The sequence below is a fragment of the Yoonia sp. genome, assembly GCF_046292185.1.
GTDB lineage: Bacteria > Pseudomonadota > Alphaproteobacteria > Rhodobacterales > Rhodobacteraceae > Yoonia.
The window spans coordinates 1-19,624 of record NZ_JBKBQY010000066.1; the positions used below are offsets into that span (position 1 = coordinate 1).

General features: G+C 61.2%; 23 protein-coding genes. 16 read left to right on the plus strand and 7 right to left on the minus strand.

What is annotated here, in order from left to right:
- Window positions 1-263, plus strand: a 263-nt coding sequence (locus ACK4TM_RS12255) for a hypothetical protein (RefSeq protein ID WP_409701750.1), incomplete at its 5' end; no start/stop codon positions are given.
- Between the two features lie 86 nt (window positions 264-349).
- Here ACK4TM_RS12255 and ACK4TM_RS12260 read toward each other — a convergent pair.
- From ACK4TM_RS12260 to cobA, 4 genes are all read right to left on the minus strand, one after another.
- Entirely contained in the window at window positions 350-970 is a 621-nt protein-coding gene (locus tag ACK4TM_RS12260; RefSeq protein WP_409701752.1) for a YdeI/OmpD-associated family protein, read from the minus strand.
- Window positions 971-1,102: 132 nt separating this feature from the next.
- Window positions 1,103-2,320 carry an MFS transporter gene (locus ACK4TM_RS12265; RefSeq protein WP_409701754.1) on the minus strand — a complete coding sequence of 406 codons (1,218 nt, stop codon included), beginning with the start codon at window positions 2,318-2,320 and terminating at the stop codon, window positions 1,103-1,105.
- Window positions 2,321-2,330: 10 nt separating this feature from the next.
- Window positions 2,331-3,605: a cobyrinate a,c-diamide synthase gene (locus ACK4TM_RS12270; protein ID WP_409701756.1), complete on the minus strand. Its 1,275-nt coding sequence runs from the start codon at window positions 3,603-3,605 to the stop codon at window positions 2,331-2,333.
- A gap of 55 nt (window positions 3,606-3,660) precedes the next feature.
- Window positions 3,661-4,512: a uroporphyrinogen-III C-methyltransferase gene (cobA, locus tag ACK4TM_RS12275; RefSeq protein WP_409701758.1), complete on the minus strand. Its 852-nt coding sequence runs from the start codon at window positions 4,510-4,512 to the stop codon at window positions 3,661-3,663.
- A gap of 97 nt (window positions 4,513-4,609) precedes the next feature.
- Between cobA and ACK4TM_RS12280 the strand changes: the two genes are divergently transcribed.
- The 4 genes from ACK4TM_RS12280 to ACK4TM_RS12295 are packed head-to-tail and all read left to right on the plus strand — an operon-like array spanning window position 4,610 to window position 7,648.
- On the plus strand, window positions 4,610-5,653 hold the full coding sequence (locus tag ACK4TM_RS12280) for a cobalt-precorrin-5B (C(1))-methyltransferase (RefSeq protein ID WP_409701760.1): 1,044 nt from the start codon (window positions 4,610-4,612) through the stop codon (window positions 5,651-5,653).
- Window positions 5,650-6,375, plus strand: coding sequence for a cobalt-precorrin-6A reductase (locus ACK4TM_RS12285; RefSeq protein WP_409701762.1), 726 nt, complete (start codon window positions 5,650-5,652; stop codon window positions 6,373-6,375). Before ACK4TM_RS12280 ends, ACK4TM_RS12285 begins: the two co-directional genes overlap by 4 nt.
- Window positions 6,366-6,986: a DNA-3-methyladenine glycosylase family protein gene (locus tag ACK4TM_RS12290; protein ID WP_409701764.1), complete on the plus strand. Its 621-nt coding sequence runs from the start codon at window positions 6,366-6,368 to the stop codon at window positions 6,984-6,986. Before ACK4TM_RS12285 ends, ACK4TM_RS12290 begins: the two co-directional genes overlap by 10 nt.
- Window positions 6,983-7,648, plus strand: a complete 666-nt coding sequence (locus tag ACK4TM_RS12295; RefSeq protein ID WP_409701766.1) for an alpha/beta hydrolase — start codon at window positions 6,983-6,985, stop codon at window positions 7,646-7,648. Before ACK4TM_RS12290 ends, ACK4TM_RS12295 begins: the two co-directional genes overlap by 4 nt.
- Here the strand turns inward: ACK4TM_RS12295 and ACK4TM_RS12300 are convergent.
- Both ACK4TM_RS12300 and ACK4TM_RS12305 read right to left on the minus strand, forming a co-directional pair.
- On the minus strand, window positions 7,623-8,276 hold the full coding sequence (locus tag ACK4TM_RS12300) for an REP-associated tyrosine transposase (protein WP_409701768.1): 654 nt from the start codon (window positions 8,274-8,276) through the stop codon (window positions 7,623-7,625). The genes ACK4TM_RS12295 and ACK4TM_RS12300 overlap by 26 nt on opposite strands.
- 90 nt (window positions 8,277-8,366) lie before the next feature.
- Entirely contained in the window at window positions 8,367-9,008 is a 642-nt protein-coding gene (locus tag ACK4TM_RS12305) for a nitroreductase family protein (protein WP_409701770.1), read from the minus strand.
- 124 nt (window positions 9,009-9,132) lie between these two features.
- Here ACK4TM_RS12305 and ACK4TM_RS12310 point away from each other — a divergent pair, with 124 nt between their 5' ends.
- The 7 genes from ACK4TM_RS12310 to ACK4TM_RS12340 all read left to right on the plus strand — a co-directional run bounded on the left by ACK4TM_RS12310 (window position 9,133) and on the right by ACK4TM_RS12340 (window position 16,328).
- Window positions 9,133-9,498, plus strand: coding sequence for a winged helix-turn-helix transcriptional regulator (locus tag ACK4TM_RS12310; protein ID WP_409701772.1), 366 nt, complete (start codon window positions 9,133-9,135; stop codon window positions 9,496-9,498).
- A gap of 135 nt (window positions 9,499-9,633) precedes the next feature.
- Window positions 9,634-10,227, plus strand: a complete 594-nt coding sequence (locus ACK4TM_RS12315; protein WP_409701774.1) for an HNH endonuclease — start codon at window positions 9,634-9,636, stop codon at window positions 10,225-10,227.
- A gap of 93 nt (window positions 10,228-10,320) precedes the next feature.
- On the plus strand, window positions 10,321-12,039 hold the full coding sequence (locus ACK4TM_RS12320) for a cation:proton antiporter (protein ID WP_409701776.1): 1,719 nt from the start codon (window positions 10,321-10,323) through the stop codon (window positions 12,037-12,039).
- Window positions 12,040-12,137: 98 nt separating this feature from the next.
- A complete protein-coding gene (gene zwf, locus ACK4TM_RS12325) occupies window positions 12,138-13,592 on the plus strand; it encodes a glucose-6-phosphate dehydrogenase (RefSeq protein ID WP_409701778.1) in 1,455 nt (484 codons plus the stop codon).
- A gap of 4 nt (window positions 13,593-13,596) precedes the next feature.
- Entirely contained in the window at window positions 13,597-14,268 is a 672-nt protein-coding gene (pgl, locus tag ACK4TM_RS12330) for a 6-phosphogluconolactonase (RefSeq protein WP_409701780.1), read from the plus strand.
- Complete coding sequence (pgi, locus tag ACK4TM_RS12335) at window positions 14,269-15,870, plus strand: glucose-6-phosphate isomerase (protein ID WP_409701782.1); 1,602 nt, start codon at window positions 14,269-14,271, stop codon at window positions 15,868-15,870.
- A 2-nt stretch (window positions 15,871-15,872) separates the two neighbouring features.
- Window positions 15,873-16,328 (plus strand): prepilin peptidase, encoded by a 456-nt coding sequence (locus ACK4TM_RS12340; RefSeq protein WP_409701784.1) that lies wholly within the window; start codon window positions 15,873-15,875, stop codon window positions 16,326-16,328.
- A gap of 3 nt (window positions 16,329-16,331) precedes the next feature.
- On the opposite strand, the gene ACK4TM_RS12345 is transcribed toward ACK4TM_RS12340, so the two are convergent.
- Entirely contained in the window at window positions 16,332-16,682 is a 351-nt protein-coding gene (locus ACK4TM_RS12345; RefSeq protein ID WP_409701786.1) for a RidA family protein, read from the minus strand.
- Between the two features lie 282 nt (window positions 16,683-16,964).
- On the opposite strand from ACK4TM_RS12345, the gene ACK4TM_RS12350 reads away from it, so the two are divergent.
- From ACK4TM_RS12350 to ACK4TM_RS12365, 4 genes are all read left to right on the plus strand, one after another.
- Window positions 16,965-17,663 carry a hypothetical protein gene (locus ACK4TM_RS12350; protein WP_409701788.1) on the plus strand — a complete coding sequence of 233 codons (699 nt, stop codon included), beginning with the start codon at window positions 16,965-16,967 and terminating at the stop codon, window positions 17,661-17,663.
- Window positions 17,664-17,848: 185 nt separating this feature from the next.
- Complete coding sequence (locus ACK4TM_RS12355) at window positions 17,849-18,514, plus strand: recombinase family protein (protein ID WP_409701790.1); 666 nt, start codon at window positions 17,849-17,851, stop codon at window positions 18,512-18,514.
- Between the two features lie 201 nt (window positions 18,515-18,715).
- The gene (locus ACK4TM_RS12360) at window positions 18,716-19,060 is read left to right on the plus strand and encodes a hypothetical protein (protein WP_409701792.1); all 345 of its coding nucleotides are present in this window, start codon (window positions 18,716-18,718) and stop codon (window positions 19,058-19,060) included.
- A gap of 5 nt (window positions 19,061-19,065) precedes the next feature.
- Window positions 19,066-19,344: a hypothetical protein gene (locus ACK4TM_RS12365; RefSeq protein ID WP_409701794.1), complete on the plus strand. Its 279-nt coding sequence runs from the start codon at window positions 19,066-19,068 to the stop codon at window positions 19,342-19,344.
- Window positions 19,345-19,624 lie beyond the last annotated feature (280 nt).

Sequence of the window (19,624 nt, forward strand, 5' to 3'; positions counted from 1 at the left end):
GTCGTCAGATTGAGAAGGCCTCAATCGTCCGACAGGTTGGTCAGTTCGCAAAATCCATGCAGTTCACATCAGCACGCAACACCCACCACAAGCACCAATACCGCGAGAGCGGTTTCGTCCTCGGGCTCTTTCAAGTCATTCTCTGCACGTCGTCAGAATGTCCGCCTTTCGCCAACCTCACCTACACCACAACCCGCCGCGGCCCCGGCAGCCAGATCAGCGATGCGCCTGCCAGCACCAGAAACGCGTCATGGCGCGGTTGACGGCGATCCTGCTGGATCAGGAGGCGATGTGAGGGGGCGGCGGATTGGCGATGCGGGCTGGTGCCGCTGACCCGCCAAAGACCGCTTCAGCGTTCGTCCGCGCCCTTGCCGTCGAAAATCTTATCGCGGAACTTTTCAATACGGCTGAGCCGTGTCTGCGATTTCTTCGCGCCGTTCAGGTTGATGACATAGCTACGCTGTCGTCCGGGCGTCAGGGCATGGAACGCCTCTGCGAGCGCTGAATCCTCATCGAGCGCGTCGGCGAGCTCGACCGGCAAGTCGGGGGGCGCGGTGTTTTTTGGCGGCAACCTGCCTTGATCGGCATAGGTTTTCGCTTCGTTCAGATAGGATAGCATTGTCTTTTCGAGGGCCTCAACCTGAGCCACCTGCCTGAAATAGACCGTGTTTGCGTGCTGTGTGTTCGGTCCCGGTTTCTCCAGCACGCCGTCAGGGTCTTTCATCAGCGCCGCATTGAAGAAGCCCAGGACAAACTTGTCACGATACGCGCTGAGTATGGCGATGTTGCGCCCCGCATGGCGGTAGCAGGGTTGCCCCCATTTCACCACTTCTTCGAGGTCGGCTGACAGGCAAATTGCGCGCAGCCTGGCAAGGCCTTCTGCCCAGAGCGTTGCGGAGCAATCGGGCGTGTCGAAGCGGTCACAGCGCCCACACCCTTTGGTAAAGAAATCCTCAACCTCGGTAATCATGCGCTGCCCTTTCGAAAATAAGGAAATGCGAACAGGGAAAGGCCGCCTGACCCATCCTCAGTTTGGGCTTTTTGACGCCATTCTGCGTACAATGTTTGCATCCCCTGCATCGCAGATCCCCGCCAACCTCCCCTATACCACAACCCGCTGCTGCCGTGACAGCCAGATCAGGGATGCGCCTGCCAGGACCAGAAACGGGATCATGGCGAGGTTGACGGCGTTCCAGCCCTCGACCGTGGTGCCGCCGGCGCAGTTGAGCAGGCCGCCCCCCGCCAGCGACGCCAGTGTCACCATGCCAAAGACCAGCATGTCGTTCAGTCCCTGCACCCGGCCGCGTTCTTCGGGCCGGTGGGCGCCTGCCAGCATCGTGGTCGCGCCGATAAAGCCAAAATTCCACCCGATCCCCAGCAGGAAGAGCGCGACAAAGAAATTCGCCAGCTCTACCCCGGCGATGGCCACGGCCCCCGCCAAGGCAAGGATGACGAGGCCGGTGGCGATGATCTTTTCCACCCCGAACCGCGCGATCAGATGGCCGGTGACAAAGGATGGCGCGAACATCGCGATCACATGCAGGGATACGATATCATTGGCGTTGTTGGTGGTGAAACCGCAGCCGACGACCGCCAGCGGGGTTGATGTCATCACCAGATTCATCAGCGCATAGGATACCATGCCGCAGATGATTGCCACGATGATGCGCGGATCGCGCAGCAAGTCGCGTTTGCTGCGGCCCAGCGGGGCATTGGTGACTTTGGGCATCGACCGGCTGCCCTTGGGCAGGTTGAGGAAATAGAACAGCCCGACGCCGACAAGGTTCAGCACCACGATCGCCAGATAGCTGCCAAGGAAGGGCACGACGAAAGCATCCTGCGCCAGCTTGTTGATCTGTGGCCCCAGCACCGCCGACAAAAGCCCGCCCGCCATGACGAAAGAGATCGCCTTGGGCCGGAAGGATTCCGATGCGGTATCGGTCGCGGCAAAGCGATAGAACCCCTGCGCGGACATATAGATGCCGCTCAGGTAGGACCCCGCCAGCAGCATGAAAAACGACCCGGTATAGAGCCCGTAAGCCGAGACCAGCGCCCCCATCCCGCCGCCGAAGGCCCCCAGCACAAAGCCGAACCGCCGCCCGTTGCGCTGCATCAGCGGGCTGATCCAGGGGGCGGTGGTCATCGACCCGAAGACGATCATCGAGATCGGCAATGTCGCAAAACAGGGGTTGGTCGCCAATTGGCTGCCCGCCAGCCCGCCGATGACGAACATCATCGGCAATTGCGCGCCCAGCACCGCCTGCGCCAGCACCAGCACGGTCACGTTGCGTTTCGCGATACTGTCGTCGATCATTGTCATGCGCGAATTGCTACGCCTGCTTTTTGGCGGTGGCAATGGGATCTGTGTCGATTATATGCGCGAACGATCCGGACACGTGCTGGTTGATCAACCCCATCGGGGGAAGTGCGGTGCCGCTGGCGTCTGTGGCGGTGAAAAGCGGCGTGCCCCGCGCGCTGATCGTGCTGGCATAGTGGAATTCATGCCCGGTCCACTGCCCCGCGAAAGGCCCGGTGCTGGCGTGCAGATGTCGGTAGCCCAGGTGCCGTTTGCGACTGGCAAAGCTGGTTTCCAGATGGAGCAGGCCGGCCATTGCGTGGCGTGTACCATCGGCGTCGATCAGGCCGTCGCCCAGCACCATATAGCCGCCGCATTCGCCATAGATCATGGCGTGTGACTGCCGCAGGCTGGTCAGAAAGCGCTGGTTTCCAGCGATCTTGCCTGCGTGCAATTCGGGATAGCCGCCGGGCAGGTAGATCAGATCAGCATCGGGTACGGGATCATCGGCGAGGGGCGAAAAGAAGGTGATTTCCGCCCCTGCCGCGCGCCAGTCGTCCAGCAGATGCGGATAGGTGAAGGCGAAGGCTGTGTCGCGGGCGATGGTGATCCTTTGGGCGGGGGGTGCCAGGCGGTGCGAGGCCCCGGCGCGAGGCCGGGGCGTGCCCAGTTTTTCGAGCGCTGCAAGGTCCAGATGCTGCATCATCAGATTGGCGCCATTGTTCAGGAAATCTTCCAGATCATCGCGTTCCTGCGCCTGTATCAACCCCAGATGCCGCGCGCCCTGTTGCAGATCGGCATGCCGCGGGATGCTACCGTAGATGGTGACACCGGGCAGGGCGTGGCGCAGCATCGCCTCGTGCTTTGCCGAGCCGACATTGTTCAGGATCACGCCGGTGACGTTCACGCGCGGGTCATAGCGCATGAAACCTTGCGCCAATGCGCCGACCGACCCGGCCATGCGCCCGGCGTCGATCACCAGCACCACGGGCAGGTTCAGGATACGCGCCAGATCGGCGCTGGAGCCTTTGCCATGCGGAAAGGCCCCGTCGAACAGGCCCATCGCGCCTTCGATGATCAGCGGGGCGGTGCCTGCCGCCAGCGCCCTGATCCGCGCTGGCGTCATCGCCCAGGCGTCGAGGTTCACGCAAGGCTGGCCAGTTGCGGCGGCATGAAAGGCGGGGTCGATGTAATCGGGGCCGGATTTGGCACTGCGGATCATCTGTGTCCGGCTGAAGGCGCGCAGCAGGCCCAGCGTGACCGTGGTCTTGCCACTGCCGGATGCGGGGGCGCTGATCAGAAAGCGCATTTGTCCCTCCGGGACGCCTCCGGCGGGCGTATTTCGGGAAATAAGAAGGGGGGCATCAGGCGGAATCGGCGGGGCGCCCGCGCCCCAGCGGGTCGAGGTTGCGCGGCGCGTCGCCTGCCGCCATGCCTTGCCAGTCGAGCACCTGACGCATCAGGACGGAACGCCCGATGCAGATGATCGCGGGCGGTTCCAGATTGGCGGCGGCGATGTCTTCCACGATGGTGCCGAGGGTTGTTTCCAGCACCTGCTGGGCGGCGGTGGTGGCGGTTGTCACCACGGCGGCGGGTTCGTGCAGGCTGCGCCCGGCGGCGATCAGATGGGCGGCGATCTGGGCGATATGTTTCATGCCCATGTAGATGACGATGACCTGCGATCCTTTGGAAATGCTGGTCCAGTCAAGCGATCCGGGCGTGTTGCCGGATTGGTCATGGCCGGTCACAAACGTCACCGATTGGTTGACGTCGCGGTGGGTGACGGGGATGCCCGCATAGGCCAGCCCGCCGATGCCCGCGCTGATGCCGGGGATGATGCGGATCGGGATGTTATGTTGCACTAAGGTCTGCGCCTCTTCCCCGCCGCGCCCGAATACGAAAGGATCGCCGCCCTTGAGCCGCAGCACCCGCTTGCCCGCGCGTGCGAGGTCCACCAGCCGCAGCGAGATATCGCGCTGTTTGGCGGAGGGTTTGCCGCCGCGTTTGCCAGCATAGATCTTTTCGGCCTGCGGTGCCCAGTCGAGGATTTTTTCCTGCACCAGCGCGTCATAGATCACCACATCGGCCTGCTGCAACGCGTTCAGCGCATGCAAGGTCAGCAGGCCCGGATCGCCCGGACCGGCCCCGCAGAGCCAGACCCAGCCGGGTTGCAGCACGGGCCAGTCATGGCCGGGAAGGGGATTGCCGTGTGTCATTCCCCGTATATGCCGCCGAAATGCCGCCTTGGAAAGCATTGATGCGACCTGCGATTGTCGATTGCCGTCATCCGCTGCGCTGCCTATCGTCGGCGCGATGACACGCAAACCCCAGACAGAATTGCGCCGTGGCTGGACCACGGGCGCTTGTGCGACGGCGGCGACCAAGGCGGCGCTGGTCCGGCTGTGGGGTGGGACATTTCCGCGCGATGTCACGATCACCTTGCCCAAGGGCGAGATGCCGTGTTTTCCGCTGGCTTTGGCAGAGGCCGGGGACGGCTGGGCCGAGGTCGGGATCACCAAGGATGCGGGCGATGATCCTGATGTGACGCATGGGGCGCTGATTGTGGTGCGGGTATCTGCATCCGCCGGTGGCGTGGTGTTCCGCGCGGGCGAAGGTGTTGGCATGGTCACTAAGCCCGGTCTGCCGATTGCCGTGGGCGAACCTGCGATCAACCCGGTGCCGCGCCAGATGATGGCCGATGTGGTGGCGGAAATGGGGGCGGCCTATAGGCAAGCCGCTGATATCACGATTGAAATCTCTGTGCCGGGCGGGGCGGAGATTGCGCTGAAAACATGGAACCCACGTTTGGGGATTGAAGGCGGGCTGTCGATCCTTGGCACCACCGGGATTGTGCGCCCGTTTTCCTGTGCCGCCTGGATTGCATCCATTCATCGCGGGATTGATGTGGCGCGCGCCTCTGATCTGACGCATGTGGCGGGCTGCACGGGTGCGACCTCGGAACGCGTCGTGCAGGCGCTTTACGGTCTGCCGGATCATGCGGTGCTGGATATGGGCGATTTCGCGGGCGGGATGCTGAAATATCTGGCGAAACATCCGGTGCCGCGTGTCACAATCGGCGGCGGGATCGGCAAGATCACCAAGCTGGCGCAGGGCGCGATGGATCTGCATTCGGGGCGGTCGCAGGTGGATTTTGCGGGGCTGGCGCAGATGATGGATGACCCAAGGCTGGCCGGGGCGAATACCGCGCTGGAGGCGTATCAGATCGCCGGTGCGCCGCTGGCGCAGGCGGTGGCGGATCGTGCGCTGGCGCAGGTGCAGGGGCGTTTTGCCGGGATGCAGTTCGATATTGTGGTGATCGACCGCGCGGGGGTGATCTTGGCGAGGGCGGGGGCATGACGCTGTTGCTGCTGGCTGGCACGGGCGAGGCGCGGGCGATTGCCGTCGCCTTGCAGGGGCGCGATGTGATCGCCTCGCTCGCAGGGGTGACGCGGGAGCCGGAGCCGCTGGCGGTTCCGGTGCGGCAGGGCGGATTTGGCGGCGAGACGGAATTTCGTGCGTTTCTGGCAGAGGCAGGTATCCATGCGGTGCTGGACGCGACCCATCCCTATGCGGCAAGGATCACGGCACGGTCGGCGGCTGTTTGCGCTGCACTGGGGGTGCCGTTTTGTCAGGTCTTGCGGCCTGCTTGGGTGCCTGAGGCGGGCGATCTCTGGACTGAGATTGCCACCGAGGCCGATGCCGCCGCGCATATCCCGCTGGGGGCCACGGTGTTTCTGGGGACCGGGCGGCAGAGCCTGCCGGGGTTTGCCAATCTGGCCGGGCGGCGGGTGATCTGTCGCCAGATCGATCCGCCGGAGGGGCCGTTTCCCTTTGCCGGTGGGGAGTTTCTGGTGGGGCGTCCGCCGTTTTCGGTCGCGGATGAAACGGCCTTGTTTCGGCGGTTGGGTGTCGATTGGCTGGTGGTGAAGAATGCGGGCGGGCAGGCGAGCGCGACCAAGCTGACAGCGGCGCGCGCATTGGGGATACCCGTGCTGATGCTGGCGCGGCCTGCACCGGGTGATTGGCACAGGGTAGAGACTGTCACCGCAGCACTGGATTGGGTGGGGCGATGCGGGTGATCCAGTCGCCGGATTGTCTGGCCGAAGGGGCGGCGCATCTGGCGGCGGTCGAGCCGCGCTTTGCGCGGGTTCTGCCGGGGTTGGAGATTCCGCTGCGGCTGAAACCCGATGGCTTTGGCGCGCTGCTGGCGGCGATTGTCAGCCAGCAGGTGTCTGTCGCCTCGGCCAGCGCCATCATGGGGCGGCTGGAACTGGCAGGCATGACCGATCCGAAGCTGGTCGCATTGGCGACGCCAGAGGCATTGCGCGCGCTGGGGCTGAGCGGGCAGAAGGCGCGCTATGCCAAGGCGCTGGCGCTGGCCGATCTGGATTATCCGGGCTTGCATCAATTGCCCACGCCGGAGGTCATCACAAAGCTGACCGCCGTGACCGGCATCGGTGTCTGGACGGCAGAGGTTTATGCGATGTTCTCGCTTGGGCGCGCCGATGTCTTTGCCCCCGGCGATCTGGCCCTGCAAGAGGCGGCGCGGTTGATCTTTGACCTGCCCGCGCGGCCCCGCGACAAGGCGCTGCGCGCGATGGCCGAACCCTGGGCGCCGTGGCGGTCGGTTGCGGCGCGGGTGATGTGGGCCTATTACGCCAAAGACAAGCAACGGGAAGGGATCAGATGACACGGGCACTTCAGGCGCAGCGGCGCGAACCGCAATCGGGCGAGACGCGATCCTGCGTGATTTTCCTGCATGGCTATGGCGCGAATGGCGCCGATCTGATCGGGCTGGCTGATCCTTTGGCCGATCACATGCCGGACACATTGTTCATCGCGCCTGATGCGCCAGAAGCCTGTGCTGGGGCGCCGATGGGCTATCAATGGTTCCCGATTCCGTGGATTGACGGGTCGAGCGAGGAAGAAAGCAACGCCGGCCTGCAGAATGCCGCCGCCGATCTGGATTCCTTCATCGACGGGGTGATGGTGGATGAGGATCTGCTGCCCGAACAGGTGATCGTGCTGGGGTTCAGTCAGGGCAGTATGATGGCGCTGCATGTGCTGCCACGGCGCGAAGATGCGGTGGCCGGGATCGTCGCTTTTTCGGGGCGGTTGTTGTTGCCCGAACAATTGGTGGATGACGCGGTCTGCCGCCCGCCGGTGTTGCTGGTGCATGGCGATTCTGATGACGTGGTGCCGCCGCAGAGCATGGCGCAGGCGGCGGAGGCCTTGCAACAGGCGGGCTGGCGCGAGGTTTATGCGCATGTGATGAAGGGCACCGCCCACGGCATCGCGCCGGACGGGTTGCAGGTGGCGCTGGCCTTCATGCGCGACCGCTTCGGCATGTAGGGCGCGTGCGCGCACGCGTCGCATGTGGTGCGTGTGGCATGTGGTGCGTGTGGGCACGCATCGTTCGGATGTCGGGTGCATGCGCGCCCGCACCCGACGGGTTGTTTGGGATCGGTGTCGGCGGGTGCATGCGCGCGTGACACGCACCCGCCGGATACATCCCCTCCCTCACCACCTTGTGGATCGACGAATAGGGCCAATCCGTGGGGTCGTCGACGAAGCCGTGTTTCACCGGATCAAACCAGCAATATTGCAGATGCGCGGCATAATCCGCGTCATCGCGGATATGATGTTCCCAATACCGGCGCTGCCAGATGCCGCGCTCGTTCCGGCGGATATGCGAGGCGCGCAGCGGGCCCTTGGGCAGTTCCCTTGAAAACCGCGTCTTGATCAACCGCCAGCGCGTGGGATAATCGCTGTCGCCCTCTGGCAGGGTCCATATGCAATGCAGATGATCGGGCAGCACGACACAGGCGTTGATGGTAAAGGGACGCTCTGCCCTTGTGGCGGCGAAAGCCTGGCGCAGCAGGCCGATATGGGTGGTCAGCCCGCTGCTGCCGCGGCGCGCGAGATTGACGGTGAAAAAGATGCAGGCCCCGGAAATGAACGGGCGGCGGTAATGCGACATGCGCCATAGCATGGCAGAGAGAGGTTAAGATGAGGTGAACGGGGGCGTACGGTGCGTGCAAGCACGCACCGTACGCTGCGCACCGGACGTTTACGCGACCTCGGTCACAATTGTCGCGCGCGGTTTGCGCACCTTTTCCATGGACAACAGCCAGTCGCCTTCCGGGTCGCGATAGCCCAAGGGCAACAGCAACACAGACCGCAGGCCGCGTTCTTTCAGGCCCAAAATCGCATCCACGGCGTCAGGATCGAAACCTTCCATCGGCGTGCTGTCGACCTCCTGTTCGGCCGCGGCGACCAGGGCGACACCCAACGCGATATAGGCCTGCCGCGCGGCATGGGCATAATTGTCTTCGGCGTCGCGGGGCAGATACATGGATTTCAGATTCTCGTAATAATCATGCAGCGTTGGCAGATCGCCACGGGCATCGACGTTCAGCTTGACGACATCGTCAATGCGCGCCGCAGTGTAATTGTCCCAGGCGGCGAAAACCAGCAGATGCGATCCGTCGGTGATCTGCGCCTGCCCGAAGGCGGCTTCCGCGATCTTGCCCCGGATCGCGTCATTTGTGACAACGATCAGCTCAAACGGCTGCGTGCCGCTGGAGGTGGGGGCCATGCGGATCGCCTCGATGATGGCATCGACCTTGTCCTGCGGTACGGCTTTGGCGGCATCCATTTTCTTGGTGGCATAGCGCCAGTTCAGGTGATCGTGCAGGGTCTTGTGTGTCATAGCGCGTTTCCATTGTAAAAGCCCGTCATGGGCGGTATATATTAGTGACTGGCTATCTAATAAGAACCGGACGCCATCACAAGAAGGCACATGTCTGAGCCTCGGTCACAAAAAGGGAACCATCATGCTGGACAGCGGCGGATGTCTTGATTGCAAACGTATCAACGAGGTCCTGTCGCGGGTCGGCGACCGGTGGAGCGTGCTTGTCATCATCTCGCTCGCGCAGCACGAAACGCTGCGGTTCAATGAGTTGAAGCGCAATCTGGGGATATCGCAACGTATGCTGAGCCTGACGTTGAAAGAGCTGGAAAGGGACGGGCTGGTGCATCGCACCTATCATCCGACGATCCCGCCGAAGGTTGAATATACGCTGACCGACATGGGCCGGTCGTTTCGCGAACCGGTCAGCGCGCTGGGGCATTGGGCGCTGGAAAATCTGGGCCGGATCGACACGGCGCGCGCGGCCTATGACAAGGGGGCCGCAAAATAGCCAGGCATCCCCGGTGCGCCGCGGCGTTTCACCACAAATTGTAGGGCTTGTCACAAATCTGACGCGAGATATAGTCTATATAACAGCTATGCGGAAACGCTGTCTTTCATGGCTTCCGCACCGGATGTGTGGGATATGAATATGACGCAGACAGAGTTTCGCAATGATTTCGTGCGTGCGCCGGGATCGCTCAAACATTTTCCCGCGCTGGTGCTGAATGCGGATTACCGGCCCTTGTCGTATTACCCCCTGTCGCTCTGGCCCTGGCAGGAGGCGATCAAGGCCGCCTGGCTCGACCGGGTCGTCATCGTCAGCGAATACGAAGAAACGGTGCGCAGCCCGTCAACTGTGATCCGCATCCCGTCAGTCGTGGTGCTGAAGGATTACGTCACCCCGCAGCGGCAGGTCGCCTTTACCCGGTTCAACCTGTTCCTGCGCGATGAATTCTGCTGTCAATATTGCGGGGCCAAGGGCGATCTGACCTTTGACCATGTCGTGCCGCGCGCATCCGGCGGCGTGACATCCTGGGAAAACGTGGTCGCGGCCTGTTCGTCCTGCAACCTGAAAAAAGGATCGAAATCCCTGCGCCAGTCCGGCATGTCGCTGCGCAAACCGCCCCGCCGGCCGGTGCCGGCGCAATTGCACAATGTCGGGCGCAAATTCCCGCCCAACCACCTGCACGAAAGCTGGCTGGATTACCTGTACTGGGATGCAGAGCTGGAGGCTTAGGCCACAGCCCCCCTTGCGCTGGATCAAGGTCACTGGCCGCGTAAAGCCCTAGCTGGCATGAATGTGCATGTGTGAAGGAAGGAACCCGGCCAGATGACCGATATGCTTGTCCAGTCGCCCTTTGGCGAGATTGCCTTGCTGTTGATGCTGGCGGCTGCGGTCGGATTTGTGGGGATGTTGCTGCGTCAACCGCTGATCGTCAGCTTTATCGCGGCGGGGCTGCTGGTGGGGCCGTCGGGGCTGGATCTGGTGCGCTCGGACGCGCAGATCGATTTTCTGTCCGAACTGGGCATCGCGGTGCTGTTGTTTCTGGTGGGGATCAAGCTGGATGTGAAACTGATCCGGTCGCTGGGTGCGGTATCCTTGCTGACCGGGCTGGGGCAGGTCGCCTTTACCTCGGTCTTTGGCTATCTGATCGGGCTGGCGCTGGGGCTGGGTGCGGTGACCAGCCTTTATGTCGCGATTGCGCTGACCTTTTCATCGACCATCATCATCGTGAAACTGCTGTCCGACAAGCGCGAGATCGACAGCCTGCATGGCCAGATCGCCCTTGGTTTCCTGATCGTGCAGGATCTTGTCGTCGTGCTGGCGATGATCGTGCTGTCGGCGATCGGGATCGGGGCGGCGGGTGACGGGCATGGCGGGTCGGTGCCTGTGGTGCTGATCTCTGGGCTGGCGATGGTGGGTGCTGTGGTGCTGTTCGTGCGCTTTGTCGCCAATCCGCTGACCGAAAGGCTGGCCCATGCGCCGGAACTGCTGGTGATCTTTGCGATCGCCATGGCGGCGATGTTTGCCGCCTTCGGCGATATCGTCGGGCTGGGAAAGGAAGTGGGCGGCCTTCTGGCCGGGGTCGCGCTGGCATCGACGCCCTATCGCGAGACGATTGCCGCCCGCCTTGCGCCGCTGCGCGATTTTCTGCTGCTGTTCTTCTTTATTGCGCTTGGGTCCGGGCTTGATCTGTCGTTGCTGGGCGCGCATGTCTGGGGCGCGGTCATCTTTTCCGCTTTCGTGCTGATCGGTAATCCGCTGATCGTGCTGGCGATCATGGGGGCGCTGGGATATCGCAAGCACACCGGATTTCTGGCCGGGCTGACCGTCGCGCAGATCAGTGAATTTTCGCTGATCTTTATCGCGATGGGCGTCAGTATCGGCCATGTGCAGGAAGACGCGCTGGGGCTGGTGACGATGGTCGGTCTGGTGACGATTGCGGCATCCACCTATATGATCACCTATTCGCATCAGATTTATGCCCTGTGCGAGCCTTATCTGGGGGTGTTCGAGCGTCAGGCGACCCCGCGCGACCAATCCGGCAATGCACAGCCCAGGGCACGGCCAGAGGTGATCATCTTCGGTCTTGGCCGGTTCGGCACGGCCATCGCGCTGCGGCTGCAGAACCGGGGCGTCAGGGTGCTGGGGGTGGATTTCAACCCCGCTGCCCTGCGCCGCTGGCGCGATCTGGGGCTGGCGGCGGAATTCGGCGATGCGACCGATCCGGAATTCATCGCCGAACTGCCGCTGCCGGATGCCGCATGGGTGCTGTCCACCGTGCCGATCCATCCCACCGGGGTCAGCCATGAAGACCCCCGCACCACGCTGATGCAATTGACCCGCGCGGGCGGTTTTCGCGGGCAGATCGCGCTGACGTCGCATCATCCGGCGGATACCGACGATATGGTCGCCGCCGGTGCCGATCTGGTGCTGGAGCCGTTTCAGGACGCCGCCGACCGCGCCGCAGACCTGCTATGCGGCGGCAAGCGCGAGGAAAGAACCGATATTCCGACCATCGATTCCGAGGGCGAACAAGCGATCTGAGCGGTGCAATCGATACGCAATGGCTGTAGACAGCGCGGGAAAACTGCTTTAGCCAAACCACGTTAGCGCTAACGAAATTTCAAGATCGGAGCATATCCATGGTTTCCCGCGTCATTCCAGTTGAAACCTTTGATCTGGTGATTTTCGGCGGCACCGGTGATCTGGCCCGCCGCAAGATCCTGCCGGGCCTGTTCCGCCGTTACCTGTCGGGCCAGATGCCGCAGGGATCGCGGATCATCGGCGCGGCACGGTCCGAGATGGATGCAGCCGGGTATCGCGACATGATCGCGGAAGCGATTGCCGAATTCGGCGGCGCGGAATCACAGGACAAGACAGGGCTGGCAGGATTTCTGGATAGTTTGGATTATGTCGCCATCGACGCCAAGGGCACCGGCGGCTGGTCCGAACTGGCACAGAAGGTGCGCGGCAATGTCGTGCAGGCGTTCTATTTCTCGGTCGCGCCCGCCCTGTTCGGTGATCTGGCCGAACGGTTGCACAACAACAAGATTGCGACGCCCGACAGCCGGATCGTGGTCGAAAAACCCTTTGGCCGCGATCTGGAAACGGCGCGCGCGCTGAATGCGGTCCTGTCCACCCATTTCAACGAAGACCAGATTTACCGGATCGACCATTATCTGGGCAAGGAAACTGTCCAGAACCTGATGGCGGTCCGTTTCGGCAATGTGCTGTTTGAACCTTTGTGGAACAATCATTACGTCGATCATATCCAGATCACCGTCGCCGAAACCGTCAGCGTGGCGGGCAGGGGGTCGTATTACGACAAATCCGGTGCGATGCGCGATATGGTGCAGAACCACCTGATGCAGCTTTTGTGCCTGATCGCGATGGAACCGCCCAGCCGTTTCGGCGCGGATGAGGTGCGCGACGAAAAGCTGAAGGTCATCCGCGCACTGGACCCGGTCGAACATCATCATATCGTGCGCGGGCAATATGATGCGGGTCCCGACGGGCTCAGCTATCGCGAGGATGCCGAAAACCCGCGCAGTTTCACCGAAAGTTTCATCGCGATGAAATGCCATATTGCCAATTGGCGGTGGGCGGGGGTGCCGTTCTATCTGCGCACCGGCAAAAGGATGAAGGCCAGATCATCCGAGATTACCGTGGTTTTCAAGGATCTTGGCCATACGATTTTCGAAGGTGATACCGCGCGCCACCGCAATATCCTGTCGATCCGGCTGCAACCCAATGAAGGCATGGATCTGCAGGTCACGATCAAGGAACCCGGACCGGGGGGCATGCGTTTGATTGATGTGCCGCTGGATATGACATTCGCCGATGCGTTGGGCGACGATGCCGAAGAGGTGACAGATGCTTACGAGCGGCTGATCATGGATGTGATCCGCGGCAACCAGACCCTGTTCATGCGCGGCGACGAGGTCGAGGCGGCATGGGCTTGGACCGACCCGATCATTCAGGGTTGGGAGGCGCGCAATGATGTGCCGAAACTATACGATGCCGGGTCCACCGGCCCCGAGGATGCAATGATGCTGCTGCATCGTGACGGAAGAAAATGGCGGGAAATCAAAGGCTAATCTGATGGAACTGAGCGAATATCCCGATAGCGAGATGATGATGATGCGGCTGGCCGATATTCTGGCCGGCCAGTTGAAGCAGGCGCTGCTGGCCAATGACCGCGCGTCGCTGGCCGTGCCGGGTGGCACGACGCCCGGCCCGGTGTTCGACAATCTGTGTTCGGTCGATCTGGACTGGTCGCGCGTCGATGTGATGTTGACCGATGAACGTTGGGTGCCTGAAAGCTCTGATCGGTCCAACACCGCCTTGCTGCGCCGCCGGTTGCTGGTCAACCGCGCCGCCGCCGCGCGCCTGATCCCGCTTTATGCCGATGCCGCCACGCCAGAGGAAAAGCTGGAAGAGCTTGCCGCCGGGCTGGAACCCTGCCTGCCCTTGTCGGTGGTCCTGCTGGGGATGGGAACGGATATGCATACCGCGTCGATTTTTCCGGGTGCCGATCGGCTGGATCATGCGCTGAACGGTGATGATCTGTTGGTCGCGATGCGCGCGCCCGGTGCGCCGGAACCACGGATCACCCTGTCGGCCAAGGTGCTGAAAGATGCGTTCCACCGGCATATCGTGATTGTGGGGTCGCAAAAACGGCTTGCCCTGGACGATGCCCGCGAATTGAGCGCGGAAGAAGCCCCGGTTTCAGCCTTTCTGAAAGATTGCACCGTGCATTGGGCGGAGACGTAAATGGTCTGGGATAAACTGCGCGCGCACAATGCCGCCACCGCCGATCGCCGCTTTGAAACGCTGCTGGATGACACCCGTGCCGCGGATTTCAGCGCCACGGCGCATGATATGCGGCTGGATTACGCCAAGACGAATATCGACGCTGCGGCCCGCGCGCTGCTATGCGATCTGCTGGATCAGACCGGCGTCGCGGCGAAACGCGAGGCGATGTTCACCGGCGCGGCGATCAACGACACCGAAGGCCGCGCCGTCTTGCACACCGCCTTGCGCAATCTCGATGGCGGGCCGGTCATGGTCGATGGTGGCGATGTCATGCCGGGGATCATGGACACGCTTGCCCGGATGGAAGACTTTGCCGCCGCCGTGCGCGACGGCGGGTTTCTGGGGCAGGGCGGGGCGATCACCGATGTGGTAAATATCGGTATCGGCGGGTCCGACCTTGGCCCTGCAATGGCGGTAAAGGCGCTGGCCCCCTACCACAACGGCCCGCGCTGCCATTTCGTCAGCAATGTGGACCCTGCCGATATCGCAGGCGTGCTACGGGATTGCGACCCGGCGACGACGCTGGTGATCGTCGCGTCCAAAACATTCACCACGATCGAGACGATGACCAATGCGCGGACCGCGCAGGCGTGGATGGCGCAATCGGTGACTGACACCGGCGCGCAATTCGTCGCATTGTCCACTGCGGCGGACAAGACCGCCGCCTTTGGCATCGATCCTGCGCGTGTCTTTGGTTTCGCAGATTGGGTCGGCGGGCGCTATTCGCTTTGGGGCCCTATCGGGTTGTCGCTGATGATCGCGATTGGCCCGGATGCGTTCCGCGCCTTTCTGCGTGGCGCGCAGGCGATGGATGTGCATTTCCGCGCCGCCCCTTGGCATGAAAACCTGCCCGCGCTGCTGGCCGCCGTGGGGATCTGGCACAACCAGATCTGCGGATATCCGACACGCGCCGTGCTGCCTTATGACAACAATCTCAGCCGCTTACCTGCCTATCTTCAGCAATTGGAGATGGAGAGTAACGGCAAAGGCGTCGCCATGGATGGCAGCGCTCTGCCTGTGGCCAGCGGACCTGTCGTCTGGGGCGAGCCGGGCACCAACGGGCAACACGCGTTCTATCAATTGATCCATCAGGGCACCGGCGTGGTGCCGTGTGAATTTCTGGTCGCCGCACGGGGCCACGAGGATGATCTGCACCACCAGCACCAATTGCTGGTCGCCAATTGCCTTGCGCAATCAGAGGCGCTGATGCGGGGGCGGTCACTGGATGAAGCGCGCGCCAAGATCGCGGATAAATTCACCGGCGATGAATTGGACCGGCAGGCGCGCCACCGGGTGTTCACCGGCAACCGGCCATCTGTCACAATCGCCTATCCGCAATTGACGCCGTTTGTGCTGGGCCAGATCATCGCGCTTTATGAACACCGGGTGTTCGTGGAAGGGGTGGTTCTGGGCCTCAATTCCTATGACCAATGGGGGGTGGAACTGGGCAAGGAACTCGCCACCGCCCTGCAACCCGTCATTGAGGGCAGCAAGGGGCTGGAGGGCAAGGATGCCTCGACCGCCGCGCTTGTCGGGTTCCTGCGGCAGAACGGGGTCTGAGGATGCTGGCCTATGTCCCCGTCGTGATGTCGGTGATCCTGATCGCCGCCATGGTAATCGAATTGCGGACTGGAAAAATCCCCAACCTGCTGACATTGCTGCCTTTCGTGCTGTTCATGCTGGTGCTGGTCACGTCACCCGACCCAAGCGCCTTTGGCCCGCAACTGATTGGCGCGGCGGTGGTGCTGGTGATCGGGCTGGTGCTGTTCGCGGTCGCCGGTTTCGGTGCCGGGGCGGTCAAGCTGCTGACGGGGCTGGCGCTGTTCGTGCCGCTGGACCGCGCGCTGGTGACCTTTGGCATCTTCGTGGCGGCGATGTTCGTCGGCACCTTCGTGATCCTGCAAATCCGCAAAGGTTTCGCCGTGGAGGGCAGCGATTGGGTTGTGCTTGCGAAAGGCGTGTTGCCGATGAGCTGGCCCATCGGCATCGCCGGTCTGTCGCTGTTCTGGCTGCTGTAACGCCTAGATCGCCGCAGTCACGATGATTTCGACGTCGTAATCCTGCGTCGCCAGTTTTGCCTCGCCGGTCCAGCGGGCAGGGGCCTTGCCCTCGGGGACCCATGCATCCCAGACGGCGTTCATATCGGCAAATTGGGTGCCGATATCGGACAGCCAGATCTGCGCGGTCAGCAGGTTGGATTTATCGGTGCCGGCCTCTGCCAACAGCGTATCGATCTGCCCAAGGATCGCCGCCGTCTGTTCTGACACAGACGCCCCCGGCGTGCCGACCTGCCCAGCGAGATAGGCGATGCCGTTGTGAATGACCAACTGGCTCATCCGGGCGTTGGTGTGGTGGCGGGTGATGTCGGGCATGGGGGGACTTTCTGGTTGGGGGATGGGTTGGAGCGGGTGAAGAGCGGCGGGTTCTGAAAATCGAACCTTGCCAAATTCCATTTTTTCTTTATTTATCAGTAACTTTTGACTTGTCCGGTTTCCGGCTGAATTTCGTGTGTGTGCCTGACGTGCCGCCAGTGTGTGCCAATGCGTATCGGCTACCGATTGCAATGCCAATGCGTTTATTGTGGCACTACAGGACTTAAAGCTACAAGATCAAATACGATCTCTAACAAATTCTGCCGTGTAACGAGGTGTCTCTTGGACAAAGTGCAAATTTGGTTCTTTGATGGTATCGTGACGCCTTGGCGCTCACTGATGGAACTTGTTTCCGCCCATCCCATTGCTGCCAACCCTGACAGCAACAGGCTGACCGTCACGGCTGAAATGCTCGCGACTTCGTTGCGTCATTTCAAAGAGCGTCATGCAAATTCTGCGGTTTCATCGGTGTGGATAAGCGAGGAACTCGTCGAATGGGCGAACTCGATAAAGCACGCTACAGAGAACGGACGAAAGCATGGTGGAAAAGATTTAGCAGAGGAAACGGTGTTCTGCTTCGTGTCTCCTACATATGAGCATAAGGATGACACCTTTAGGTTTATACGAAATGAAATTACGTGCACCTACCCGCTTGCACAGCGAAAAAATGCTGGCCGGGAATTTTCAGCGACCGAGATAATGTGGGTTACAATAAAAAACTATGCTGATGCACTTGGGCTTGATGTCGACCGCTTCGCCCCAGCGGAGTCCAGTTATGGCTTCCTGCCGGTTGCCGTTGCCTTCCATCTTCCAGAGTATGCGGCTTTCACGAAGGATATGCGGATCAAGATTTTCGCGAAGTGTGATAGTGGATACGAACCAGTTGATCCGTCGACTATCCGATTGGAGATACTTGGCAGTGAACATTTAACTTCTGACTTGTCAAAGATCACATGGGCGTCAGTTCAAGCAGAAAAATGAGAAAAAATCTAAAGCCCTGACCTCAACAGGCAAGGCAGCACGTTACCCCCCGCTAGGGTCGCTACCTCCATGATATCGGATCATCTGACCTGCAACTTACCGTATATTTAACGACCACAACGAACGTTGACATTAGATAAATACTTGTGCGACATGCCCTGACGGACCACGAGAAGGGCACCACCATGAAGCAGTTTGTCATCTATCGACGTGTTAGCACAGCCGATCAGGGGCGCTCGGGCCTTGGCCTAGAGGCCCAGACGCGGGACATAGACCTATATCTGACCAACTATGCAGAGACGCCCTATGAGATCGCAGGGGACTTCCTTGACGTGCTCTCGGGGCGTGACAATGACCGCCCGGAGTTGACCAAGGCGCTAGACCTGTGCCGTAGGACCGGGGCGGAATTGCTGGTGGCAAAGCTGGACCGTCTGTCCCGCCGGGTGTCCTTCATTGCCAACCTCATGGATGACCCCAAGGTGCGCCTCCGGGTGGCCTCTATGCCCAACGCTGACAAATTCCAGTTGCACATCTACGCCGCACTTGCGGAACAGGAGCGGGATTTCATCTCCCTGCGGACCAAGGCGGCACTGGCAGAAGCCAAGGCCAGAGGCCAGAAGCTAGGCGGACTGCGTGACAAGACCGGGAAGCGGAATGAGGCTATCCAGCGGGACGCCTTGGCTTTTACACAGAAGGTGAGGCCGATTGTGGAACCCTTGCGGGCTTCTGGTGCCACGCTGGCGGTGATCGCCGGGGCACTGGACGGGGCAGGGATCAGCACAGCGCGGGGCGGGAAGTGGACGCCTATGCAGGTTAAGCGGGTTATGGAAAGGCTCTCCTTAGCCCACTAGTGTCGCCTGAATACATCTCTTCGACTGCCTATCTGTTTTTCTCTCGCGGCTTGGTCACAGGGGTGGGCACACTCTGTCCCGTAACCCTTTGAACGAACTCATTCAGCACTGGATATTTTATCCGCAGGTTGCACAAATACATGATTTCCAAGGGCATGTTCCGGAGTTACTTCTGCCCAACGAACACCATAGGAGAAAGAAATGGCATACCAAGGTGATGAGCTCGGGCAACTGAGGGCGCGAAACGACAAGATCAAGGAGCAACTGACCGAAGTGGATGCGAAGCTTGCCGCATACTCTGATTGGAAAAAGGAAATCGCGGAAGGACTGCAGGACAACCGGCGCAAAGGTGCTGTCCTACAAGGACTGATGGAACTGGCGGCGGCAAACATCGCAGCTGGCAAGGAAGGCACAGCCGACAAGGCCGAAATGTTTCGTAATCTGCTGGATGCGCTAAGAGATGCCCGAGACTTGGTGGGCGGCGAGGACGGGTTTGACGAACTTATAGCGCAAATGGAGACGATGGCTCAGAAAGTAGAGGTCTAGCGCGAATGACCATGCCCATCACTTCAATCTCGGCCCACCTTTGCCATGCTGGGGAGATTATCGACGCCTTTGCGGTCGCCACCGTGAGGACCACCCAGAACACCCGTCAGTCCTTGGCCCATCTCGACGCCTCCAAGTCATTCATGACCGCCGCTGATGCCCTGTATGAGGCCGCAGAGAGGATCGCCTCGGGTGAATCTGTCGGGTGCCCGGAGTTGGCCCTTGCGCTGCGAATAGCCGAGGTGAAGGCGGGAGAGGGACGGGCGATGCTGGCCGGGGACTGATTACCACCCTTTATAGGTAAGCTGATCCGATAACCCCTCATCTTAGGGCGATCACGAATAACCCACTCGTTTAGGACCGATCTGATTTCCCCGTGTCTTAGGGCCATCATGGATTATCCCTTCGCTTAGGGCTGATCCGATTACACCTTATCATAGGGCAAAGATGAATTATCCCTCCGCTTAGGTGATCCGATCCAAATATCCCTCCGTTTAGGGCCATCACGGATTATCCCACGTCTTAGGGCCAATCCAAACACACATCCATCTCCGGGTTCATCTC

Bases quoted from the DNA above. Each gene is read 5' to 3' on its own strand.
- ACK4TM_RS12270 (WP_409701756.1), bottom strand. From the start codon at position 3,605: ATGCGCTTTCTGATCAGCGCCCCCGCATCCGGCAGTGGCAAGACCACG.
- ACK4TM_RS12310 (WP_409701772.1), top strand. From the start codon at position 9,133: ATGCTGGACAGCGGCGGATGTCTTGATTGCAAACGTATCAACGAGGTC.
- pgl (WP_409701780.1), top strand. From the start codon at position 13,597: ATGGAACTGAGCGAATATCCCGATAGCGAGATGATGATGATGCGGCTG.
- cobA (WP_409701758.1), bottom strand. From the start codon at position 4,512: ATGACACACGGCAATCCCCTTCCCGGCCATGACTGGCCCGTGCTGCAA.
- ACK4TM_RS12285 (WP_409701762.1), top strand. From the start codon at position 5,650: ATGACGCTGTTGCTGCTGGCTGGCACGGGCGAGGCGCGGGCGATTGCC.
- ACK4TM_RS12320 (WP_409701776.1), top strand. From the start codon at position 10,321: ATGACCGATATGCTTGTCCAGTCGCCCTTTGGCGAGATTGCCTTGCTG.
- ACK4TM_RS12295 (WP_409701766.1), top strand. From the start codon at position 6,983: ATGACACGGGCACTTCAGGCGCAGCGGCGCGAACCGCAATCGGGCGAG.
- ACK4TM_RS12340 (WP_409701784.1), top strand. From the start codon at position 15,873: ATGCTGGCCTATGTCCCCGTCGTGATGTCGGTGATCCTGATCGCCGCC.
- ACK4TM_RS12315 (WP_409701774.1), top strand. From the start codon at position 9,634: ATGAATATGACGCAGACAGAGTTTCGCAATGATTTCGTGCGTGCGCCG.
- ACK4TM_RS12355 (WP_409701790.1), top strand. From the start codon at position 17,849: ATGAAGCAGTTTGTCATCTATCGACGTGTTAGCACAGCCGATCAGGGG.
- ACK4TM_RS12300 (WP_409701768.1), bottom strand. From the start codon at position 8,276: ATGTCGCATTACCGCCGCCCGTTCATTTCCGGGGCCTGCATCTTTTTC.
- ACK4TM_RS12345 (WP_409701786.1), bottom strand. From the start codon at position 16,682: ATGCCCGACATCACCCGCCACCACACCAACGCCCGGATGAGCCAGTTG.
- ACK4TM_RS12265 (WP_409701754.1), bottom strand. From the start codon at position 2,320: ATGACAATGATCGACGACAGTATCGCGAAACGCAACGTGACCGTGCTG.
- ACK4TM_RS12305 (WP_409701770.1), bottom strand. From the start codon at position 9,008: ATGACACACAAGACCCTGCACGATCACCTGAACTGGCGCTATGCCACC.
- ACK4TM_RS12360 (WP_409701792.1), top strand. From the start codon at position 18,716: ATGGCATACCAAGGTGATGAGCTCGGGCAACTGAGGGCGCGAAACGAC.
- ACK4TM_RS12365 (WP_409701794.1), top strand. From the start codon at position 19,066: ATGACCATGCCCATCACTTCAATCTCGGCCCACCTTTGCCATGCTGGG.
- pgi (WP_409701782.1), top strand. From the start codon at position 14,269: ATGGTCTGGGATAAACTGCGCGCGCACAATGCCGCCACCGCCGATCGC.
- zwf (WP_409701778.1), top strand. From the start codon at position 12,138: ATGGTTTCCCGCGTCATTCCAGTTGAAACCTTTGATCTGGTGATTTTC.
- ACK4TM_RS12280 (WP_409701760.1), top strand. From the start codon at position 4,610: ATGACACGCAAACCCCAGACAGAATTGCGCCGTGGCTGGACCACGGGC.
- ACK4TM_RS12290 (WP_409701764.1), top strand. From the start codon at position 6,366: ATGCGGGTGATCCAGTCGCCGGATTGTCTGGCCGAAGGGGCGGCGCAT.
- ACK4TM_RS12260 (WP_409701752.1), bottom strand. From the start codon at position 970: ATGATTACCGAGGTTGAGGATTTCTTTACCAAAGGGTGTGGGCGCTGT.